We start from the raw sequence: 448 nt of genomic DNA on the forward strand, positions 1-448 counted from the left end.
GGTCAGGCAAAAGCCGCCGGCGCTGTTGCTGTGGGCATGGTGGCCTGGCGGGCGGCTGGCGCAAAAAGCATGCAAGGCCTTTTTGTTCATCAACATATCGACTACCTTGAAGCAGGCGCCGGCAGAAAAACGGGCAGCTTGGAGGGAGTCGTGGCAGATGACGGTATCGTCGTCGATACTGTGGATTCTACCGGGGAGTGGCTGGGCGGTTTCCAAATCGTGCAGATAGTTGCGTGAGTGGACCAATGCCAGCTGCGCATCTTTGATTTACGGTGCTTCGGCGGTTTGCAGGCGACGCCGACTGCCTTCTTGTTTTAAGGCAGTTTGAATAGCGCTGATGCATTCGGGCCTGTCGGGATGGTTGGGCCCCGGCTGGTGCTGTAGGAATATCGAATGCGAAATCCATCCGGTGCGGGCATCTTTACCAAACAAACGGCACACGCGGGTG

At 57.4% G+C, this 448-nt stretch carries 1 pseudogene; it reads right to left on the reverse strand.

The window, feature by feature from the left end:
- A pseudogene (locus ACTHUF_RS11280) lies at positions 1–448 on the reverse strand (histone deacetylase family protein); the annotation flags it as partial.

Origin of the sequence: Neisseria sp. P0024.S006, assembly GCF_051956595.1 — a bacterium.
Classification (GTDB): Bacteria; Pseudomonadota; Gammaproteobacteria; order Burkholderiales; family Neisseriaceae; genus Neisseria.